At 45.3% G+C, this 17,900-nt stretch carries 14 protein-coding genes; 10 read left to right on the top strand and 4 right to left on the bottom strand.

Features of this window, described 5'->3' with window-relative positions:
- Window positions 1-87 precede the first annotated feature (87 nt).
- Window positions 88-1,044, top strand: a complete 957-nt coding sequence (locus AAE02nite_RS07760) for a nitrilase family protein (RefSeq protein ID WP_146896675.1) — start codon at window positions 88-90, stop codon at window positions 1,042-1,044.
- An 87-nt stretch (window positions 1,045-1,131) separates the two neighbouring features.
- Here the strand turns inward: AAE02nite_RS07760 and AAE02nite_RS07755 are convergent, their stop codons facing one another.
- Window positions 1,132-1,821: a DUF421 domain-containing protein gene (locus AAE02nite_RS07755; RefSeq protein WP_146896673.1), complete on the bottom strand. Its 690-nt coding sequence runs from the start codon at window positions 1,819-1,821 to the stop codon at window positions 1,132-1,134.
- Window positions 1,822-1,824: 3 nt separating this feature from the next.
- Window positions 1,825-2,520 carry a DUF421 domain-containing protein gene (locus AAE02nite_RS07750; RefSeq protein ID WP_146896671.1) on the bottom strand — a complete coding sequence of 232 codons (696 nt, stop codon included), beginning with the start codon at window positions 2,518-2,520 and terminating at the stop codon, window positions 1,825-1,827.
- Window positions 2,521-2,815: 295 nt separating this feature from the next.
- Here AAE02nite_RS07750 and AAE02nite_RS07745 point away from each other — a divergent pair, with 295 nt between their 5' ends.
- Window positions 2,816-3,448 carry a class I SAM-dependent methyltransferase gene (locus AAE02nite_RS07745; protein ID WP_146896668.1) on the top strand — a complete coding sequence of 211 codons (633 nt, stop codon included), beginning with the start codon at window positions 2,816-2,818 and terminating at the stop codon, window positions 3,446-3,448.
- Between the two features lie 8 nt (window positions 3,449-3,456).
- Here AAE02nite_RS07745 and AAE02nite_RS07740 read toward each other — a convergent pair whose 3' ends face one another.
- Window positions 3,457-4,446, bottom strand: coding sequence for a 2-hydroxyacid dehydrogenase (locus tag AAE02nite_RS07740; protein WP_146896666.1), 990 nt, complete (start codon window positions 4,444-4,446; stop codon window positions 3,457-3,459).
- A gap of 246 nt (window positions 4,447-4,692) precedes the next feature.
- Here AAE02nite_RS07740 and AAE02nite_RS07735 point away from each other — a divergent pair, with 246 nt between their 5' ends.
- Both AAE02nite_RS07735 and AAE02nite_RS07730 read left to right on the top strand, forming a co-directional pair.
- Window positions 4,693-5,124 carry a GNAT family N-acetyltransferase gene (locus tag AAE02nite_RS07735; RefSeq protein WP_146896664.1) on the top strand — a complete coding sequence of 144 codons (432 nt, stop codon included), beginning with the start codon at window positions 4,693-4,695 and terminating at the stop codon, window positions 5,122-5,124.
- A gap of 217 nt (window positions 5,125-5,341) precedes the next feature.
- Entirely contained in the window at window positions 5,342-6,154 is an 813-nt protein-coding gene (locus AAE02nite_RS07730) for a tellurite resistance TerB family protein (protein WP_146896662.1), read from the top strand.
- Between the two features lie 112 nt (window positions 6,155-6,266).
- On the opposite strand, the gene AAE02nite_RS07725 is transcribed toward AAE02nite_RS07730, so the two are convergent.
- Window positions 6,267-6,860 (bottom strand): RNA polymerase sigma factor, encoded by a 594-nt coding sequence (locus AAE02nite_RS07725; protein ID WP_146896660.1) that lies wholly within the window; start codon window positions 6,858-6,860, stop codon window positions 6,267-6,269.
- A 216-nt stretch (window positions 6,861-7,076) separates the two neighbouring features.
- Between AAE02nite_RS07725 and AAE02nite_RS07720 the strand changes: the two genes are divergently transcribed.
- The 6 genes from AAE02nite_RS07720 (at window position 7,077) to AAE02nite_RS07695 (ending at window position 17,783) form a co-directional block, all read left to right on the top strand.
- Window positions 7,077-8,126: a FecR family protein gene (locus AAE02nite_RS07720; protein WP_146896657.1), complete on the top strand. Its 1,050-nt coding sequence runs from the start codon at window positions 7,077-7,079 to the stop codon at window positions 8,124-8,126.
- 157 nt (window positions 8,127-8,283) lie between these two features.
- Complete coding sequence (locus AAE02nite_RS07715; RefSeq protein WP_170252544.1) at window positions 8,284-11,673, top strand: TonB-dependent receptor; 3,390 nt, start codon at window positions 8,284-8,286, stop codon at window positions 11,671-11,673.
- Window positions 11,674-11,684: 11 nt separating this feature from the next.
- Complete coding sequence (locus tag AAE02nite_RS07710) at window positions 11,685-13,463, top strand: RagB/SusD family nutrient uptake outer membrane protein (protein ID WP_146896653.1); 1,779 nt, start codon at window positions 11,685-11,687, stop codon at window positions 13,461-13,463.
- A gap of 424 nt (window positions 13,464-13,887) precedes the next feature.
- Entirely contained in the window at window positions 13,888-15,105 is a 1,218-nt protein-coding gene (locus tag AAE02nite_RS07705) for a purple acid phosphatase family protein (protein ID WP_146896651.1), read from the top strand.
- 19 nt (window positions 15,106-15,124) lie between these two features.
- Complete coding sequence (locus AAE02nite_RS07700; RefSeq protein ID WP_146896648.1) at window positions 15,125-16,348, top strand: purple acid phosphatase family protein; 1,224 nt, start codon at window positions 15,125-15,127, stop codon at window positions 16,346-16,348.
- Window positions 16,349-16,730: 382 nt separating this feature from the next.
- Window positions 16,731-17,783, top strand: coding sequence for a glycoside hydrolase family 43 protein (locus tag AAE02nite_RS07695; RefSeq protein ID WP_146896646.1), 1,053 nt, complete (start codon window positions 16,731-16,733; stop codon window positions 17,781-17,783).
- Window positions 17,784-17,900 lie beyond the last annotated feature (117 nt).

The following is a 17,900-nucleotide window of genomic DNA, read 5'->3' as shown; positions in this document are numbered from 1 at the left end:
TTTTAAACCAGAAGAACCAGGTGAAGAGTAAGCCGATTCTATCTTTTAGAGCAAAAGCTAACCTGAAACTCAACCTATATAACACCAATGAAAAAACTTAAAATTGCAACGGCTCAGTTCGAGAATAAAAGCAACGACAAAGCATATAATTTAAGTGTGATAGAGGACCTGAGCCGGCAAGCCGCCCAGGCCGGTGCTAAAATTATTTCTTTTCACGAGTGTTCTATAACGGGTTATACGTTTGCGCGCCCGCTTTCTAAAGCCCAGATGCTGGAGGTAGCCGAGTTTATTCCGGATGGTCCGAGTGTAAAACGGTTAACCGAAATAGCCCGCCGGCACGATATTGTAGTATTGGCCGGCCTCTTCGAGAAAGACGAAGCCGATAAAATTTACAAAGGTTATGTGTGCGTAGATAAAAACGGACTGGTGGCCAAATACCGGAAACTGCATCCGTTTATCAACCCCAATATTACCCCCGGCGATAGCTATTGTGTATTCGATTTATTTGGCTGGAAATGTGGTATTTTAATTTGCTACGATAATAATATTATTGAAAACGTACGGGCAACCAATTTGCTGGGCGCCGATATTATTTTTACGCCGCACGTAACCATGTGCACGCCCTCTACCCGGCCCGGTGCCGGCTTTGTGGAGCCTAAGCTTTGGGAAAACCGCGAGCAGGACCCGACCTCTTTGCGATTAGAGTTTGACGGCATGAAAGGCCGGGACTGGCTCATGAAATGGCTGCCCGCGCGGGCCTACGATAACGGAGCTTACATTATTTTCTCAAACCCCATTGGTATGGACGATGACCAGCTAAAAAATGGTTGTTCCATGATTATCGACCCTTTTGGCGACGTAATTGCCGAGTGCCGGAAGCTGGATAATGATATTGCTATTGCCACTGTTGTTCCGGAGAAATTAAAAGATGCCGGCGGTTACCGTTATAAGAAAGCCCGCCGGCCCGATTTATACCGTGATATTATTGGCCAGCCCCATACCCCCGACCAAAAAGTTGTTTGGCTTAACCCCGGCGAGGAGTAGAATAGCCTTATTATCACAATCTTAATGAAAGCCAGAATATTGTGTTTAAGATTGGTTTATAAAGCTGTTTTGTTAGATTAAAAACACTTAGGTGATTACGGCTTCTTCCCAATCCTGGAGGTGGCAGCGATCGCATTCGTGGGTGGGTTTGGCACCTTTTACAATATTGCCGCAACTGCGGCAAGCGTAATTACCGGGCGCTTTCGGCAGCGATTCATGAAAATCTTTGTCCCAGTTGGGCAAGGTAGATAAGCCTATTTTTTCATCCGGATATTGCAAAATAGAGAACTTGCCATTGGCTTCTAAATAAGCGCGTTGAACCCGGCCCACATTATTAATCCCATTGTGCCGAAACTCGGCCATCAGGCGTTCGCGGGTAAGGCGGGTTTGTTCCATTTTATCTAACTGCAAATAGCCATCTTTTACCAGCAAATCCACATCGTCCAGTACCAGGCTTTCAAATTTGGTGCTTTTCATGGCCCGCCAGGCAATATATTTCTGAAAGCCAATAATAACCACTGCAATAATTATTACCGGCAATATGCCACGTTCCGGCGATTGCAAAGCCACTCCGTTAGCTGCAGCTAAACAAACCAAGGCAATCATTTCGTTGCGCGTAAGCAAAGAGCCCATGCGCTTGCCCATTATTCGCATCGATACCATCAGGATAATATATATAATGGCAATCCGGAGGAGCGCTTCAATAAAAAAAGCGGGCGGATTCTCGCCCATAAAGATTCGGGCCCAATCGCCGAATTGTATTTCTTCGGGTTTCATTCTTTAAACTTCTTTTACGGCGTACGTCCACTCGTTATTAGCACAGCGGGTGCAGGCCTTATTTTTTACACTTTCTTTTAACGCTAATTGCCCGCACTGCAAGCAGGCACAATATTCGTTATCCCGCGGCTCGGCCTTATGCAGCTCAACATCTTGTTCGGGCAGGATAGATAAACCGGGTTTCGGATCTTTTTCGCGGAAAACGCTAAACAGGCCGCACGCTTCGAGGTAAACCCGTTTTACCTGACCCAGGTGCTGCACATTTTGCGAGCGCAGGTTGGCAAAAAGCTGTTCTTTCGATACCTTTGCTTTGCTCATTTCGGTAATATCCAGGCAGCCATCTTTGGCCATTAACTGAATATCGCCCTGCGTGAGTAATTCTACTTTTTTAAACTTAAACCCCAGCCAGTTTAAGCCTCTCTGAAAAAACAAAGCTCCCAGCAGAATAACTATGCCTACTAACAGACCGCGTTCCGGCACCTGCATGGGCACCGAGACAATACCGCCCAGCGTAATCATAACGGCCAACTCCGAAATAGTTAACTGCGCATTCATGCGTTTGCCCAACAACCGCATTATAACCGTTAAAGCCAGGTAAATAATGATGGTGCGTAGCAGCACCTCCAACATAAATTCCCACGGCGCATTCCCTAAAAATATCCGTTGAAAATCGGATAAGAATATTTCTTCCTTTTTCATAGCACCTACCTTACGAGTTGGTTACAAGGGAGTTATGCTGAATATTTGGAATAAATACGGAGGCAGGCTGTAAAATTTAGTAGGTGTTTTCAGAAGCTATTGATGGTAATGTAATGATTGTTAACCTGTTATAAGTATTGTATTTTTTTATTCAGCAAAGTACTTTTGTAAGGCTGCTTGGTTAAATTTTAGTTGATTTTCTTAAATGAAGAATAAATGACTTTAATACAGATGCAGGAAAAACCCGGTTTATTCATTCATTATTTAAGCCAAAGCTTTATAAATATTCATTTGTATGAAAACCAGAGAAGCTTATAATATTTGGGCAACCCAGTACGACACGAATAAAAATAAAACCCGCGACCTGGAGGCCAAAGCTTTGCGCCACGAATTAGCCCCAATACCTCTTGTTAATTGCCTGGAAATAGGTTGCGGAACCGGAAAAAACACCGTTTGGCTAGTTCAAAAGGCGGTGCAGGTTACGGCCGTAGATTTATCGGAGGAAATGCTGGCGCGGGCCAAAGAAAATGTTAGTGTTAGCAACGTAACTTTTATGCAAGCTGATATTACCACCGATTGGCCTTTTGAAACTGAAAGTTTTGATTTGGTAAGTTTTAGCCTGGTGCTGGAACACATTGCCAACCTCAATTTTATTTTTGCGCAGGTAGCGAAAGTGCTAAAACCCGGCGGACACGTTTACATTGGCGAATTACATCCTTTTAAGCAATATGCCGGTACCAAAGCCCGCTTCGACACCGCTGTTGGCCGCACGGAGCTGGAATGTTTTACCCACCATATTTCTGATTTCGTTCAAGCCGCCCGCCGCCAACAGTTAGCGCTAGTAGACCTGAACGAATATTTCGACGATGAGGACCAACCGGAGATTCCGCGGATTTTAACCTTAGTCCTGCAGAAGTCTCTCCGGTAGGCAAGGGTTTACTTTACTTCATTGGCGAGTTCGCGTTTATCTGCAAAGTCCTGGATATTCTGTAAAGTGGTTTCGGCAATTTTTTGAAGGGCATTGGAAGTTAAAAAAGCCTGGTGTCCGGTAATTAAAACGTTGTTAAAAGAAAGCAGCCGCATAAAAACATCGTCCTGAATTACTTTATTCGATAAGTCTTCGAAAAACAAATCGCCTTCTTCTTCATACACATCTAAACCCAGATAGCTGATTTGTTCTTTTTTCAGGCCTGCAATAACGGCGCGGGTATCTATCAATGCGCCCCGGCTGGTGTTTATCAGCATTACGCCTTTTTTCATTTTAGCAATAGAACCGCGGTTAATAATATGGTGCGTTTCGGGCGTTAGCGGGCAGTGCAGCGAAATAATATCGGATTGGGCATAGAGCGTATCGAGAGAGCTAAATTCAACACCAATGCTTTCCGCTTCGGCTGGTTCTGCCACATCATAACCCAAAACCCGGCAACCAAAACCCTTTAATATGCGGGCAGTGGCCAACCCTATTTTGCCCAGGCCAATCAGGCCGGCGGTTTTGCCGTGCAAATCAAAACCCAGAAGACCATTCAGGGCAAAGTTGCCTTCTTTCACGCGGTTGTAGGCCCGGTGGGTTTTGCGGTTTAAGGTTAAGATAAGCGCCAGGGTATGTTCGGCCACGGCATACGGCGAGTAAGCCGGTACCCGTACCACTTTAATGCCCAAAGCGCCCGCAGCTTTTAAATCTACGTTGTTAAAGCCGGCACAACGTAGCGCCAGTAATTTTATGCCTTGTTCGGCCAGCACCTTTAGTTCTTCGTTTGTAACGGTATCATTCACAAAAACACATACTACATCGTAGCCTTTGGCCAGTACTGCCGTTTTGCTGTTTAAATGTGCTTCCAGAAAATTCAGTTCGAAATTAAATTGTTGGTTTACTTCGGTAAAAAACTGCTGGTCGTAGGGCTTAGCGCTGAAAAATATTATTTTCATAGTTGAAATTAGAAATCTAGTATATGGTTGGTGTGATAATGCAAAGGATACTGCTATATATTACTTCTGGTTATAGGGCTACGGTAAGTATTGGTTAAATTCCTGTTTCCGAAACCCAAGTGGTTTTGCATAGCTCTAATTTAACAACCCAAAGTAAAGGAGTAAATATTTAAATTAAGAGGATTTGAATTAGCCTGTCGGTCAATAATTGCAGCTTGGTAGGCCATAATACTTAATTTATTCAGAATGGAAATAAATATTAAAAAACTTACCGTACAAGATAGTGCCGCCGTCGCCGAATTAACCACGCAATTAGGTTATCAAACCACCGGCACCACTACTGCCGAACTAATCTCCGAAATTTTAGACAGCGCCAACCATTTAGCCCTGGTAGCCGAAACCGGTAACCAAGTAGTTGGCTGGGTACACGCTTTTTATGCAGTACGGTTAGAGTCGGGGCGTTTTGTAGAAATTGGCGGCCTGGTGGTAGATGAAAAGTACCGGGGTAAAGGCATTGGCAAAATATTAATAGAGGCAGTAAAACAATGGAGCCGGCAGCGGCAGATCACCCACCTAAAAGTAAGGTGCAGTACCAAACGGCTGGCTAGCCACCAGTTTTACTTAAAAGCCAGCTTTACCGAAACCAAAGAACAGAAAATATTCGGTTTAGAGCTCTAAAAAGTAAGCTGATAAAATAATTGTTATGATGAGGTAAATGTTTGCGATAGGGTAAAGTTGTTCCGGAACAACAAGAGTATGCCGGACCAGGCGAAAATTTCATTAGTGTAAGTCGGCAAAGCCGCGCCGTATAAATAGGTACTTTACACCAAGCAGTATATTAACTTACTTCCGTTCGGCACGTTAACACAAGTCGGAACCAAACCTGATAAAACTAATGGAACAAGAGCAGACAACCTTATTAAAAGATTATTCCCTGGAAGAAAGGGGTGCGTATTTAGCCGCTTTGGCCACCATGGCCTCGGCCGACGGCCAAGCCTCTGACGAAGAACTGGAGTTTTTGCGCCTGATGGGCGAAGCCGCCGAACTGCCCGAAAATATTCAGGAGGAGGTGGTGCAAATAGCCCGCAATCCTTCGGCTATCAGCCTGCAAAAATGTTTAGATCAGCTTAAAAACAGCCAGTTGCGTTTTTCGTTTGTAACCGATATTATCAGTTTTGCCAAAGCCGACGGCAAGTATACGCCTGAAGAAGAAAAGCACATCCAGGAAATGGCCAATTACCTGGGCATCAACCAAAAGCAGTTTAGCCTCCTCGATAATTTTGTAAATACCGCCAACGAAGCCCAGCAAAAAGGCGAAGATACCACCTCCCAATCGTTTGTAAATAAAAGTGGTTTCGGGGATATGTTTAAAAACGCCGGCATTTCGCCCCAAATGGTAACAGGCATGTTAGGAATATTGGCCCCCATTGTAATTAGCCGCATGATGAGCGGCGGTCGTCGCCGGAGCCACGGCATGATGGGCGGTATGGGTGGCCTGGGAGGCGGCTTGCTCGGTGGTTTACTAGGCGGCGGCATGATGGGCGGCGGTATGTACCGCGGTGGGTCCGGCGGCAGCGGCCTGGGTTCAATTATTTCAATTTTGGGTGGTTTAAACGGCCGGCGCGGCTATGGCGGCATGAGTTCCGGTGGCTTAGGCGGCTTACTCGGCGGTATTCTGGGCGGCGGCCGTAATCGGTCGGGCTGGTAATAGCAAGTTTGTCGGGAGCAGGATATCTAATCCTGCTCCCGAACCCGATTTATATTAGTCAGGTAAATCCTCCCCCTTACCGCCTCCAAAGGGGGACTTTAGATACTTAAGGCTATAGAAAGCTAAAGAGAAACCAAATATTAAAATAAATAACTTTATACAGCTTTAGCTTAATCCGGACTGCCCGCAGCGCTTTATTCAGGTGGTTTTCGATGTTGCTGTTGCTGGTTTGTAGTTTCTCGGCAATTTGGCTATTACTTAACCCCTCTAAACGGCTCATGACAAAAACCTGTTGCCGTACCGGAGGCAGAGCTGCGTAAGTTTCCTGGAGCAACTGGTCCAGTTCCTGGTAATCCAGGCTTTCTTCGGTGTCGCTTCTGGTCAAATGTTGGGTGCCGGTCAAATAATGGTGGTAAGCGAATACATGCACCTGGTGCCGGGCTTTGTTATAAACAATATGGCGGGCCATCCGGAATAAATACCCATCAAAATTTTGCTCCGGGTCTAAAAAATGTTTACGCTCCCATATTTTCAGAAATACCTCCTGCACTACTTCTTCCGCATCTTCTTTGCTGCAACCTAATTTTACGGTAAAAGCATACAGCTTGGGCCCAAAGCATTGATAAACCTTTTCGAAAGCAAGGCGCTCACCTTGTTTCAGTGCTTGAATAATGGCCGAGCTGTTATCAGCGTTTGCTTCCGTCATTTTACCGGTTAAATAAAATTTAAGCTTTTTAAAGATCCTGAGGAAGTATTTAACTGAAAAATTAAATATTTCACAAATTATATAGTATTCTGATTAGAAAACTAAACATAAAAAAAGGTTAAGTCAAGGTTTTTAAAAAATAAATAAATTTTCTGAAACCGAAGTGGTGCTGATCTAAAGTTAAGTGTATACCCTCCAAACGGCCTTTCACGGGTAATGGAAGATACACTTTTAGAGAAATATTTCAGAGGAGAATGTTCGCCGGAAGAGGTGAAAAAGGTTCTGGCGTGGTTCAAAGGAACGGAACTCGGGGTGCACCAAGAACAGGAATTATACCGGCTGTGGCAGGAAACGGAAGCAGGAGAAGCACATAAAGAATTTTCCGCCAATGCGACAGATATTTTAGCGCGTATTAACGCGAATATAGATAAGCAAGCTGACGAAAATCTGGCTGAAGACTCGGCGTGCCAAACCACAAAAAATCTGCGCCTGCCGCAAAGTAATTGGAAGTGGTGGCTGAAAGCGGCGGCGGCAATATTTTTACCAGTTTGTTTCTTATGGTTTTTCTCTAATTATTTCACCGGTGAAAATACGTCTGCTATTCGGTTGGTAACAATCCAATCAGGTCCTGGCATCCGGAAAAATATCTCCCTGGAAGATGGCTCGGTCATTACCTTAAACGCCAATAGTCAGGTTACTTATCCGCAGCACTTTACTTCGCATAAAAGAGAAATTACCTTAACCGGCGAAGCTTTTTTTGAGGTGGCCAAAGATGCCCAACGGCCTTTTATTGTAAAAACCGGCGGTCTTTTTACCCAGGCCTTAGGCACCTCTTTTAATATTAATTACCGCCCTGGTAAACAAAATGTAGCAATAGCCTTAGCCACTGGCTCGGTAAAAATTGAAAAAAGCCAACCCGGAAATAAAAACCAACTGGCCATTCTCCAACCCGGCCAGCAATTACAATATAGCCAAATAGACCTTACTTATAAAGTTTCTGGTTTTGATGCACAGGCGATTTTAAGCTGGCGGGAAGGGATTTTGTACTTTAAGCAAGCCAATTTAGAAGAGGTTATTCAGAAACTGGAAAGCTGGTACGGCATCCATATTCAGGTGTCCGGCAAGATTCCGGGCAAAAAGCAGGAATGGCATTACACCGGCAGCTATCAGAACGAAAGCCTGGATGATGTGCTGACCGGGATAGCCTTTGTGAAAAACTTTACTTATGAAAAGAAGGAGGATAAAGTAATGATAAAGTTTAGATAACGAAAACTTAACCTATATGAAATAACGAAGCTGTAAAATTACGCCGCAAAACTTCTGGACAGAAGCTTTACGGCGCTTACCTCCGAAAACCAAATGTTGGCGCATGCAGGTTGCCGGAGTTTTGGTAAAAAATGAATTAAAAACTAAACCCAAACTTATGAAAAAAAATCTATACTATCTGTTTCCCCGGATAGCTGGCAGCACACTGTTAAGTATGCTGTTTCAACTAATAATTATTTCGGCTGTATCGGCTGCCGACGCCGGCGAAAGGTTGCAGGGTCTGAAAGAAACCAAGATTACCTTATCGCTTCGCAATGCCTCTTTGCAGGATTTTATCCGGAAAATTGAAGCCGCTACCGTTTATAAATTTGCTTTTGATGAGCAGGAAACCCCGCATAAAGTTCAGATAAGCATTTCGGCAAAAAACGAATCGCTGGAAAAGGTACTGGCCCGGGTGGCCGCAGATACCCAACTGGAATTTAAGCAGGTAAATAATAATATTCACGTCCGTTTACGGCCGTTAACCAATCCGGAAGCCAATTTCCTGCGTTCCAGTTCGGTTGCCGCAGTAGATATTACGGTTTCAGGTAAAATAGTTTCCAGAAGCGGAGAAGGTTTGCCGGGCGTAACCATTTTATTAAAAGGAACCAATAACGGCGCTACTTCCGGGCCCGATGGCAGTTATACGTTGGTTGTTCCAAACAGCGGCGGCACCTTAATATTTTCTTTTATTGGCTTTGCTACGAAAGAAGTACCCGTACCCACTTCCGGCGGAACGCTTAATATTACCTTGGAAGACGATGCCAAAGCTTTAGAAGAAGTAGTAGTGGTAGGTTACGGTACCCAGAAAAAAGTAAACGTTACCGGGGCTATTTCGATGGTAAAAGGAGAGGACCTGAAGCAGGCGCCCACAACCCACGTAACGAATACTTTAACCGGCCGCGTAGCCGGCGTTATTGCCGTGGATCGTTCCGGCGAACCCGGTGGCGGTGGCTCGCAATTATTTATCCGGGGCCAGAGCACCTTGGGCGATAACTCGCCGCTGATTGTAGTGGACGGTATTCCCAGCCTCCTGGGTGGGTTAGATAAACTCAACCCCAACGACATCGAAAGTATTTCGGTATTAAAAGATGCTTCGGCTTCTATTTACGGTTCCCGGGCCGCCAACGGGGTAATTCTGGTAAAAACCAAAAGAGGCAAAACCGGCAAACCCACCCTCGATTATAATTTTAACCAGGGTTTTGTAACGCCCACGCGCATGCCCGAAATGGCCGATGCGGGCTTGTATGCCCAATTAACTAACGAAATTCTGGGTTATGCCGGTACTCGTCCGAAATATACCGATGAAGATATTCAGAAGTTTAAAGATGGTTCTTCGCCCTGGACGCACCCCAACACCGACTGGATTGATGCGGTAATTAAACCGTGGTCGTTGCAAAATCGCCACAACCTGAGTTTGCGGGGCGGCGGCGATAAAGTGCGGTATTTTGTTTCGCTGGGTAGTGTTTACGAAGATGCCGTTTACCGCAACAGTGCGACCAATTACAAACAGCAGAATTTACGCATTAACCTTGATGCCGATGTAACCGAAAATATCAAGCTTAATTTTGATGTGCAGGGCCGGCACAGCAATAAAAATTACCCGCCGCTGGGCTCCAGCGATATTTTCCGGTTTATTCAGCGGGGTCGCCCCACCGAAACAGCGGTTTGGCCCAACGGCTTACCCGGCCCCGATATTGAACAGGGCAATAACCCGGTGGTTACTTCTACCAACACCATTGGCTACAACAAGCACGATATAAACCTGGTAAACGCCCTTTTTGGGTACACCATTAAATTGCCCTGGGTAAAAGGCTTGTTTATTGATGGTAACCTGGCGGCTAGTAAAGAACTGACTTATAAAAAGAACTTTATCAAGCCCTGGACACTCTACACCTTCGGCGGATTTAATGGCCAGAACGAGCCCATTCTAAATTCAGCCGAACGCGGCGTGAGCGATCCGCAACTGACCGAATCTTTTGTGCACAGTCAGCAGATTACCCTCAACTCTAAAATTAATTATGCCCGTACCTTTGGACCGCACAGCATCAGCGCGTTTGTGGCGTATGAGCAAAACGAAGAAAAAGGCAACGATTTTTACGGTTCGCGCCGGTACTTTATTTCGGCAGCGGTAGACCAGTTGTTTGCCGGCGGCCAGGACGAAAGACAAGTAAGCGGCTCGGGTTACGAAGCTGCCCGGAAAAATTATTTTGGCCGGGCTTCTTACCAGTTTAGAGATACATATCTGTTCGATTTTAACTGGCGCTACGACGGCTCCCAGAACTTTCCGCGCGACAAACGCTTTGGTTTCTTCCCGGGCTTCTCGGCCGGTTGGGTCGTTTCCAACGAAAACTTCTGGAAGAACAACATCAACCTGGTAGATTTCTTTAAAGTACGGGGTTCGTGGGGGCAAATGGGTAACGATAAAGTGGCCAACTTCCAGTACCTGAGTAATTACGGCTTCGGGTCCGGTTCAATATTTGGCAACGATTTGGGCTTAAATCCTTCTATTTACCCCATCCGGATTCCGAATGAAAATATTACCTGGGAAGTAGCGAATAATTTTAACGTGGGTATCGAAAGCCAGTTATTTAATGGGTCGGTTAGCTTGGAGGTTGATTATTTCCGCACCAAACGCTCGAATATTCTCATTGCCCGCTCGGCCTCGGTGCCGGAATATACCGGTATTGTGCTGCCCGACGAAAACCTGGGTAAAGTACAGAACCAAGGCTTTGATGCCCAATTATCGCACCGCAAATCTTTTGGTAAGTTCCGGATGGAAACTGCCGGTACGGTATCTTTTGCCCGCAATAAAATATTGTTCTGGGACGAACCCGAAAATATTCCGGATTACCAAAGATACACCGGCACCCGCATTGGGTCGAGCCTGTACTACGAAGCCATGGGTATTTACAAGGATGTGGACCACGTAAACAGTACGCCCCACATGGCCGGTGCCCGCCCCGGCGATGTTATTTTCCGCGATGTAAATGAAGATGGGAAAATTAATGCCCTGGACCGCACCCGCTTTAATAAATCGCAGTTTCCGGAGTGGACTTACGGCTTAAACATGAATTTTGTGTTCGGCGATTTAGATTTAAGCATGTTGTGGCAGGGGGCCGCCGGCGCGAACCAGTACGTGCGTACCGAATCGGGTTTGATTGGTAATTTTCCGCTGGCTTATGTCGAGAACCGCTGGACCCCGGAAAATACCGATACCGATGTCGCCCGGGTTTTCGATAACCGCGAATACTGGATTACCCAGCAAAATTCTTACTGGCTTTATAATACCAATTATCTCCGCCTAAAAACCCTGCAACTCGGTTATAATATTCCGGAAACCTTGGTACAGAAGCTAAAAATGCAGCAACTGCGGGTGTACGTGAGCGGCCAGAATTTACTCACCTTCGACAAAGTGAAAATATTTGACCCCGAATTACCGAACGGTGCGGGTCATTATTATCCGCAAATTAAAATATATAACGCTGGTTTAAGCTTAACTTTTTAAAGCCGAAAGAGATGAAATTTATATCTAAAAAAATATTTTTCGTGGCCTGCGTGCTGTTTCTGGGCGGGGCCACTTCGTGCGATGAGGATTTTCTGGAAAGAAAGCCGCTGGATGCCATTAGTGATGCCGACGTGTGGAAAGACCCGGCCCTGGTAGAAGCTTTTGTAAACGATTTGTACGGCCGCATCTGGGACCCATTTACCGATAGCTGGAAAGTAATGCACACCGCCGTTTCGGACGAGGGCATGTACCTGCGCGACAAAGGCACCGATGTGGTGGTAAAAGGTACGCTCACCCCCGAAAATATGGGTACGCTTACTCAGTTTGGGCAGTGGGGTAATTATTACAAAGGCATTCGTAACTGTAATACTTTTCTGGAACGGATAGACGAAGTTACCTTCAAGGATAGTAATTGGAAAAATCGGCTAATCGGTGAAGTTCGCTTTATCCGGGCATATTATTATTTTAACCTGGTTAGCCATTTTGGTGGTGTGCCTTTAATGAAGGAAAATTTTAACCTGGACGACGGCGAGGCCATGTTTATTGCCAGAGGTACTTTTGAAGAATGCGTAAACGCCATTGTGGAAGATTGCGACAGCGCTATTGAATTGCTGGGGGCTAGCTATAATAGCGATAATTTGGGCCGGGCTACCAAATATTCGGCTATGGCGTTAAAATCCAGAATGTTGCTGTACGCAGCCAGCGATTTGTTTAACAAGCCGGGCAATACCAATGCGCTGGTAGGATACACCGGCGGCGACCAGAAGCAGCGGTGGCAGGCGGCCAAAGCAGCGGCAAAAGCTATTATCGATAGCCCCGGTAAGCACGGTTTGTACGCCCCCACCGATTCAGCGGCCGAAAATTATACCCGGATATTCTTAGATAACCACAATCCCGAAATCCTGTTTGCCAAATTACACAACAAACAGCTAAAAGGTACTTCTGTTGACTTATGGAACGGTCCGAACGGCTACCACAACTGGGGCGGCAACCTGCCCGTCGAAGGATTTGTAACGGGTTATCAGTTAAGAAACGGTACGCCTTTCAGTTGGAGTAATCCGGAGCACGCCAAAGAGCCATATAAAAACCGCGATCCCCGTTTTTACGCTTCTATTTTGTACAACGGTGCCGTTTGGCGGAGCCGGCCGGCTGATGCGGCGGCCACGGAACCAGCGGGCATTATTCAAACCGGCAGCAAAGAAGTGTGGAACGCTGCTACAAACAAAATAGATGTAGTTTGGGGCGTTGATACCCGTTTCAGCCCCATAGAAAACTGGAACGCCTCTACCACCGGTTATTATACCCGTAAGTTTTTAGATAAAAACGTAGACGGGCAATTTTTCCGCGGCGATCAGCCCTGGATTATGTTCCGCTACGCCGAGGTATTGTTAAATTATGCCGAAGCTTGTCTGGAACTGGGCGAAGCTGCGGAGGCGCGTACTTACATCAATAAAGTGCGCACCCGGGCCGATATGCCCGCCATCGCCAGTTCGGTTACCGGTCAGGCGCTGGAAGACCTGTACCGTTATGAGCGCAAGTACGAACTGGCCTTTGAAGGTCACCGGTACTTCGATATCCGGCGTTGGCTGATTGCCGAACAGGTAATGAACTCGCCGGCTACCGGCATCGATATCGTGGCTAAACTTAATCCGGATAAAACCAGCCATACCTTGCAGTACAAAATTGTTTCGGTGGGGCCGCGGGCATTTCATCCGAAGGGTTATTTCTCACCCATACCAGTATCCGAAATTCAGAAGAATGCCAAACTCGAACAAAATCCAAATTATTAGAAATGGGTGATTAGTAATTTATTACATTATTTAATATATTATGTTAAATACATTTTAAATTTTAACTAGTTCAGGTACGCCGAACACTTTGCCTGCGGTATCAGCTGACCACTCAGGAGGGGGCAAACTTACTGTAATGGTAATCCGGGTCTGGATAAATGTTGGTTCCTAAGACCTTCTATATGCTTTTCAGTTGTTAAACCAACTATTTTTTGGCTTGCCGGGGATTTATTATATTACCAATTGAATAATAATTGCCGGCAAGCCGCATTAAAAGCATAATTGCTTCTATAAAATGCTACTGGACTAAGGGCTTGAAAGTAAGCGGTTAAATCGGTAAATCGACAGTACTGCTAATAAATAAAGCTTGTATACAGGGCATTACAAAATAAAAAGGATTCTAATCTTTAAAAAGATACACCAAATGGAAGATTTATCTAATGATATAAACCGCCGCAAATTTATTTCATCGCTAGGGGTACTAGGGTTGGCCGGCTTATGTCCGGTACCTTCGCTGGGGGCTGCAACAGTAAAAGATACACCTTTACCCGATTCACCCATTATTAAAACCCAACCCTATCTGCAATCGGCGCTGCCGAACCAGATGACGGTGCGCTGGCTCACCCAGGTGCCTTGTTACAGTTGGGTAGATTACGGCCAAAGCCCCGATAATTTAGACAAGAGAGAAGTGGCTGTAGATGATGGATTGATTCAGGCCTATAATACGGTGCACGGCATTACGCTAACCGGACTTACCCCGGGTCATAAATATTATTACCGCATTAACTCAAAAGTTATCGAAGAGTTTAAACCTTACCAGGTAACCTACGGAGATACTTTCGTGAGTGAGTCATTTTCATTTCAAACCCCCAGTCTTCAGGCCGATAGCGTTTCGTTTCTGGTGTTTAACGATATACACGACCGGCCGAAATCCTTTGCGCATTTAATGCAGTATGGCGGCGAAGACAAAAAAGATTTTGTTTTCCTGAACGGCGATATGTTCGATTACCAGACCGACGAAGACCAACTGGTGAATCATTTGCTGCACCCCCTGAGCCAGTTATTTTCTACCACTACGCCTTTTATTTTATCGCGTGGTAACCACGAAACCCGCGGCAAATTTGCCCGCCACTTAGCCAATTATTTTAATAACCGGGAGCAGAAATATTATTTCTCTTTTCAGCATGGACCGGTATATGCCATTGTGCTCGATTCCGGGGAAGATAAAAAGGACGGTGATAAAGAATATTACGGCTTAGTCGATTTTGATAAATACCGGTTGAAACAAGTTGAGTGGCTGAAGAAAGAAGTTCAGAAAAAAGCTTTTAAGAAGGCCAAATACAAAATAGTTTTCAGTCATATTCCTTTTTATTATTCGGGCGAGGGGCACGGCACGCTGCATTGCCGCGAAGTATTCGGACCAATTTTAAATCAGGCCAAAGTCGACCTTTTAATTTCCGGGCACACCCACCGGTACGGCATTCACCCACCGGTAGCCGGACAGCATAATTACCCCATTGTAATTGGCGGCGGCCCCAAAGAAGGCGCCCGTACCATCATCCGGGTAAAAGCCGACCAAAATGCTTTTGCCTTGGAAATGATTGGAGATACCGGTAATCCGGTAGGAAATATTAAAATTTAATTCTAGAAGAATTCCCGAGATGCCTTTTAACCGAAGATTATTTATTCAAAAGCTGTCTAAAATAGGTGCGCTGGGTACCCTGGCTTTACCGACCTGGAGCACAGCCCTCGCTGGCATAAATAAAACCAACGACAAAATTGCCTTTATAGCGGGTCCTTATTTGCAGAACCTGATGCCCAATGAGGTAACCATTGTTTGGATTACGAACAACAACAGCCTAAGCTGGGTAGAATACGGGGCCGGAACCTACCTGAGCCTAAAGGCTTATACTGCCCGAAATGGCCTGATCCAAGCTAATAACCGCATTAATAAAGTTACGATTAAAAACTTAAAACCCGGCTCCGAATACAAATACCGCATCAATTCGAAAGAAATACTGCATTTTCAGGCTTCTAAAGTGGAGTATGGCCAGCCGCTGCAAAGCATAATTTATAGCTTTAAAACGCCGGCTGTTGACGAAGAGGCGTTTAAAATGGTAATCTTAAACGACATCCACGATCGGCCCCAAACTATTCCGCAGCTCTTGTACAAGCACGGTTACACCGGCAATAATCCCGATTTCGATTTTGTGGTTTTAAACGGCGATTGTTTCGACCACGTGGATAGCGAAGAGCAGGTAATCGATCATTTGCTTAAACCTTGCACCGAGGTGTTTTCGAAAGAAGTGCCTTTTATTTTTGTGCAAGGCAACCACGAGGTGCGGGGCAGCTTTGCCCGACAGCTACCCGATTATTTTACTTACCCGACCGATAAATATTATTATTCGTTTACGCGCGGACCCGTACACTTTGTTATACTGGACTCCGGCGAAGATAAAACCGATGATAACTGGGAATACAACGGGCTGGCAGCTTTTGACGAGTACCGCGAAGTGCAGCAGAAATGGTTAGAAAAAGAAATAGAATCCGAAGTGTTTAAAAAAGCAGCTTTCCGGGTAGTGCTGATTCATATTTCTCCTTATCATTCCGGCGACTGGCACGGCACCCTGCACTGCCGCCAACTTTTCGGGCCATTGTTCAACAAAGGCAAAATAGATTTAATGCTTTCGGGCCATACACACCGGTATGCCACCCACGATGCCGATGCTACTCATAACTACCCCATTGTAATTGGGGGCGGGCCGCTGGAGGGCAAAAGAACGCTGATAAAATTACACGCCACTAAAAAAGAACTGAACCTCAAAATGATCCGCGACGATGGAGAAGAGGTAGGAAAATACACCATCAAGAAAAAGTTTGTTTAAGGGTTAAGCAGCAGTTATTTAATCTGAATTGTTGTTTTACGGTGGATAATTTCCGCTGCTTTATGTCGTCCCTGTTGTTTGTAGCCTTCCGAAGGAGACTACAAACTTTAAATAAAAAAGAAGTCTTCGACTTCTTACAAATAGGAGTAAAATAAATTCAGTTCAGGTCTCTGATTTAATTACGCCTTTTATTTAGTAGCCTAAAATATTCTTTACCGGAGCAGGGTTCCTGGTATTTTATTAATTTTTTTACGTCTCCGGCTAGCCGAGTCAAATTAGGGAGAGCGGGCAAGCAGTAAACCTTTTAGATCGTCATTATCTATTCTGGGAAAGGAATATATTTGTATGGCTTTAACAGCTATTGACCTAATTCCTGCTATAAATGACAATTAATATTTTTGCTAAGTCGTGTTCTTCAGCAGGATTAAAATACCTGCAATTTTTTATTTGGCTATTCTTTATCCTTTGCTGTTCCGGGCAGGCGACTTGGGCCCAGGTAAAAACCGATAACACCTCAAGCGATATTTACCTGGCCGATCCGACTATATTTTACCACAAAGGCCAATATTATTTGTACGGTACTGGCGGAGCCAATGCCAACCTGGGTTTCACCGTATATACCTCCCGGGATTTAAAAAGCTGGGCAGGACCGATAGGAGTTAACGCGGGTTATGCTCTCCGGAAAGGTGATGCTTTTGGCGAGCAAGGTTTCTGGGCGCCGCAGGTATTTTATTACCGCAATCAGTTTTACATGGCTTATACCGCCAACGAGCAAATTGCTATTGCCACCAGCAGCAGTCCGCTAGGTCCATTTACGCAAACAAAAAAGCAGCCTTTAACTGCCCCTGTAAAGCAAATAGATCCGTTTGTGTTTATAGACGACGATGGTCGCAAATATTTGTACCATGTGCGCCTAAACCAAGGCAACCGGCTTTTTGTAGCCGAAATGACCGACGACCTGAGCGCCATTAAACCCGAAACCCTGAAAGAATGCCTTACCGCCGTGGAGCCCTGGGAAAATACCGCCAAGGCACCTTGGCCCGTAGCGGAAGGCCCCTCTATCCTGAAACATAAAAACCTTTATTATTTTGTTTATTCCACCAACGATTTCCGGAACCCCGATTATGCGGTGGGCTACGCCGTCAGTAAAAGCCCTTACGGGCCCTGGGAAAAATACACCGGCAACCCCATTATTAGCAGAAACAATCTAGGCCAAAATGGCACCGGTCACGGCGATTTTGTAAAAGATAAAAAAGGGAATCTAACTTACGTGTTGCACACCCATTTCTCAGCTACGAAAGTAGGCCCTCGTAAAACTGCTATTGTAAATATCCGGTTTGAAAAAGATAAAGCAACCGGAACGGATAAATTAGTAGCTGACGAAAAAAGCTTTTATTTCCTGCAATTTCAAGCCAAAGAAGTAGGCAGCCGTTAATATTTAAAGCGAGCATTTAGATTTTGCTTTGGTTGATTAAAAAAGGTATAGAGTTCGGTATTATTTATAGTAGAACTTTCGTAAAACTATTTAAAAGTCCCCCTTTGGAGGGGGTGG

The organism is Adhaeribacter aerolatus, assembly GCF_007991635.1.
GTDB lineage: Bacteria > Bacteroidota > Bacteroidia > Cytophagales > Hymenobacteraceae > Adhaeribacter > Adhaeribacter aerolatus.
This window is presented reverse-complemented; position numbering and strand designations above follow the sequence as displayed.

What these genes read in the sequence shown, in the direction of transcription:
- AAE02nite_RS07745 (WP_146896668.1), top strand. Translation starts at nt 2,816, where the DNA reads ATGAAAACCAGAGAAGCTTATAATATTTGGGCAACCCAGTACGACACG.
- AAE02nite_RS07730 (WP_146896662.1), top strand. Translation starts at nt 5,342, where the DNA reads ATGGAACAAGAGCAGACAACCTTATTAAAAGATTATTCCCTGGAAGAA.
- AAE02nite_RS07725 (WP_146896660.1), bottom strand. Translation starts at nt 6,860, where the DNA reads ATGACGGAAGCAAACGCTGATAACAGCTCGGCCATTATTCAAGCACTG.
- AAE02nite_RS07700 (WP_146896648.1), top strand. Translation starts at nt 15,125, where the DNA reads ATGCCTTTTAACCGAAGATTATTTATTCAAAAGCTGTCTAAAATAGGT.
- AAE02nite_RS07715 (WP_170252544.1), top strand. Translation starts at nt 8,284, where the DNA reads ATGAAAAAAAATCTATACTATCTGTTTCCCCGGATAGCTGGCAGCACA.
- AAE02nite_RS07720 (WP_146896657.1), top strand. Translation starts at nt 7,077, where the DNA reads ATGGAAGATACACTTTTAGAGAAATATTTCAGAGGAGAATGTTCGCCG.
- AAE02nite_RS07705 (WP_146896651.1), top strand. Translation starts at nt 13,888, where the DNA reads ATGGAAGATTTATCTAATGATATAAACCGCCGCAAATTTATTTCATCG.
- AAE02nite_RS07735 (WP_146896664.1), top strand. Translation starts at nt 4,693, where the DNA reads ATGGAAATAAATATTAAAAAACTTACCGTACAAGATAGTGCCGCCGTC.
- AAE02nite_RS07710 (WP_146896653.1), top strand. Translation starts at nt 11,685, where the DNA reads ATGAAATTTATATCTAAAAAAATATTTTTCGTGGCCTGCGTGCTGTTT.
- AAE02nite_RS07755 (WP_146896673.1), bottom strand. Translation starts at nt 1,821, where the DNA reads ATGAAACCCGAAGAAATACAATTCGGCGATTGGGCCCGAATCTTTATG.
- AAE02nite_RS07750 (WP_146896671.1), bottom strand. Translation starts at nt 2,520, where the DNA reads ATGAAAAAGGAAGAAATATTCTTATCCGATTTTCAACGGATATTTTTA.
- AAE02nite_RS07740 (WP_146896666.1), bottom strand. Translation starts at nt 4,446, where the DNA reads ATGAAAATAATATTTTTCAGCGCTAAGCCCTACGACCAGCAGTTTTTT.
- AAE02nite_RS07760 (WP_146896675.1), top strand. Translation starts at nt 88, where the DNA reads ATGAAAAAACTTAAAATTGCAACGGCTCAGTTCGAGAATAAAAGCAAC.
- AAE02nite_RS07695 (WP_146896646.1), top strand. Translation starts at nt 16,731, where the DNA reads ATGACAATTAATATTTTTGCTAAGTCGTGTTCTTCAGCAGGATTAAAA.